2 protein-coding genes are annotated in these 2,673 nt (G+C 74.2%); both read right to left on the bottom strand.

The window, feature by feature from the left end; translation table 11 throughout:
* Positions 1-515: 515 nt before the first annotated feature.
* The gene (locus ABZ914_RS49875) at positions 516-2,297 is read right to left on the bottom strand and encodes an ABC transporter ATP-binding protein (RefSeq protein WP_500201599.1); all 1,782 of its coding nucleotides are present in this window, start codon (positions 2,295-2,297) and stop codon (positions 516-518) included.
* Positions 2,294-2,673: ATP-binding cassette domain-containing protein (locus ABZ914_RS49870; RefSeq protein WP_500201598.1), on the bottom strand; the 380-nt coding region annotated here is incomplete at its 5' end. The genes ABZ914_RS49870 and ABZ914_RS49875, both read right to left, overlap by 4 nt.

The raw sequence follows: 2,673 nt of genomic DNA, 5'->3' as shown, positions 1-2,673 counted from the left end.
GCTGCACTCGCTCCGCGTGCCCGCCCGTGAGGTGGCTGGCCTTCAACCTGCCGGGCTGGGCTTCAACCCGCCGGGGCCGGGGTTCGAACCAGCCGGGGCCGGGCTTCAACCTGCTTGTGCTGAGGTTCAACCCGCCAGGGCCGGCGTACGGCTTGCCCGGGTCGGCTTGCTAGGGGCGGGCTTCGACCTGCCGGCCCCGGCCAGGCTTCGACTCGCCCGGCCAGGGCTTGCATGAGCCGGGGCTGGGCTTCGAACCGCCAGGGCCGGGGTTTGAACCAGCCGGGGCCGGGCTTCGACCTGCCGGGGGCTGGGGTTCAACCCGCCAGGGCTGGCGTTCGGCTTGCCGGGGGTGGCTTGGCGGGGCGGGCTTCGAACCGCTGACCCCGGCCAGACTTCGGCTCGCCTGGCCGGGGCTCGGATCAGCCAGGGCCGGGGTTCGGCCCGGTGGGGCTGGGGTTCGGACTGGCCGGTCATGGGGGGCCGGGCCGGGGTGGGGGCGGGTTGGGGTTGGTTGGTTACAGGTTGCGTTGGGCTGTCCAGGAGGCGTGGAGGTCGGCGTAGACGCCGGGGCGGGCGACCAGGTCGGCGTGGGGGCCGCGCTGGACGATGCGGCCCGCGTCGAAGACGATCACCTCGTCGGCGGCCTCGGCGGTGGACAGGCGGTGCGCGATGGAGATCGCGGTGCGGCCGCGGGTCGCGCCGTCCAGGGCCCGCTGGATGCGGACCTCGGTGGCCGGGTCGACGGCGGAGGTCGCCTCGTCCAGGACGAGGAGGTCGGGGTCGGCGATGTAGGCGCGGGCCAGCGCGACGAGCTGCCGCTCGCCCGCCGACAGGGACTCGCCGCGCTGCCCGACGGGGGTGTCCAGGCCCTGGGGGAGCCCTTCCAGCCAGTCCGCGAGGCCCAGTTCCGTCACCGCGAGGGCGAGGTCCTCGTCGGTGGCGTCCGGGCGGCCGTAGCGGATGTTGTCGGCGAGGGACGCGTCGAACAGGAACCCGTCCTGCGGGACCATGACGATCCGCTCGCGCAGCGAGGAGAACCGGACGCGGTCCAGCGGCACGCCGTCGACGAGGACGCGCCCCGACACAGGGTCCATGAGGCGGGTGAGGAGCTTGGCGAACGTCGTCTTGCCCGACCCGGTCTGCCCGACGATCGCGACGCGGCTGCGCGGCGCGATCGTCGCGTTCACGTCGTGCAGGACGGGCGGGCCGCCCGGGTAGGCGAACCCGACGGAGTCGAACCGCACCTCGATCGGGCCGCGCGGCAGGGTCTCGCCGGCGTCGCCGGGGTCGGCGACGTCCGGGACGGTGTCGAGGACGCCCAGCACGCGGCGCCAGCCGGCGATGGCGTTCTGCGCGTCGTTGAGGACCTCCGTCGCCGTCTGCATCGGGCTGACGAACAGGGTGACGAGGAACAGGAACGCGACCAGCTCCCCGGCGGTCAGGTGGCCGCCGATGCCGAGCAGCGTCCCGGCGACGACCACGCCGCCGGTCGCGATGGCCGCGACCAGCTCGCTGACCGGGAACGTCAGCGCGACCATCGCCTGCGCGCGCGTCTGCGTGCTGCGGAACGCGTCGACGGTGTCGTCGACGCGGCGCCCGGTGCGCTCCTCGGAGGCGTGCGCGCGGATGACCGCCGCGCCCACCACCGACTCGCTCACCGCGGCGAGCAGGTCGCCCATGCGCTCGCGCACCTGCATGTACCGGGCGGACACGAGCCGCTGGAAGCGGCGCAGCGCGAACGCCAGCGGCAGGAACGCCGCCCACACCAGCAGCGCGAGCTGCCACGAGTAGACGAGCATCAGCACGCTCGCGACGAGCAGCTGCCCGATCGACACGATGAACATCAGCCCGCCGGACTGCATGAAGTTGCTGATCTGGTCGACGTCCGTCGTCACCCGCGACACCAGCGAGCCGCGCCGCTCGCCGCTCTGCGTCAGCATCGACAGGTCGTGGACGTGCCGGAACGCCTTGACGCGCAGCCCCGCGAGCCCGCCCTCGGACGTCTTGTACAGCCGGACGTTCATCGCGTACGCGCACAGGGCCGTGAGCAGCACGGCGACGGCGCACAGCAGCACCGCCGAGCGGATGAAGCCGATGTCGGGGCCGCCGGCCCGGTCCAGGCCCTTGTCCATGGTCTGCTGCACGGCGATCGGCACCACCACCCGGCCCGCCGTGGACAGCAGCGCCAGCACCAGCGTGCCCGCCAGCCCGGCGCGGAACTCGGGGCTGAGGCGCAGGCCGCGCCGCAGTGTGCTGAGGCCGCCCTCGGTGGCCGCCGCCTCGTCGATGACCGTCATGCCAGGGCCTCCTCGCCGCCGTCGAGCGCTTCCTGTTCCGCTTCCGCCCGCTCGTAGGCGTTGACGAGGTCGCGGTACCCCTCGGACGTCTCCAGCAGTTCCGCGTGGGTGCCGCGCCCGGTGACCCGGCCGTGGTCGAGGTAGACGACCTCGTCGGCCAGCGCGATCGTGGCCTTGCGGTAGGCGACGACCACGACGGTCGCGCCGCCGCCGTCGTCGCGCAGGGACTGGGCCTCCCGCAGGCTGTGCAGGATGCGCGCCTCCACCTGCGGGTCGACGCTGGACGTCGCGTCGTCCAGGACGAGCAGCCGGGGGCGCCGCACCAGCGCGCGCGCCAGCGCGAGCCGCTGCCGCTGGCCGCCGGACAGCGACGCGC

This window comes from Spirillospora sp. NPDC046719 (genome assembly GCF_040645715.1).
GTDB lineage: Bacteria > Actinomycetota > Actinomycetes > Streptosporangiales > Streptosporangiaceae > Spirillospora.
Note: the sequence above shows the minus strand (reverse complement) of the source record. Positions and strands in the feature narration are given on the sequence as shown.

What these genes read in the sequence shown, in the direction of transcription:
- ABZ914_RS49875 (WP_500201599.1), bottom strand. Translation starts at nt 2,297, where the DNA reads ATGACGGTCATCGACGAGGCGGCGGCCACCGAGGGCGGCCTCAGCACA.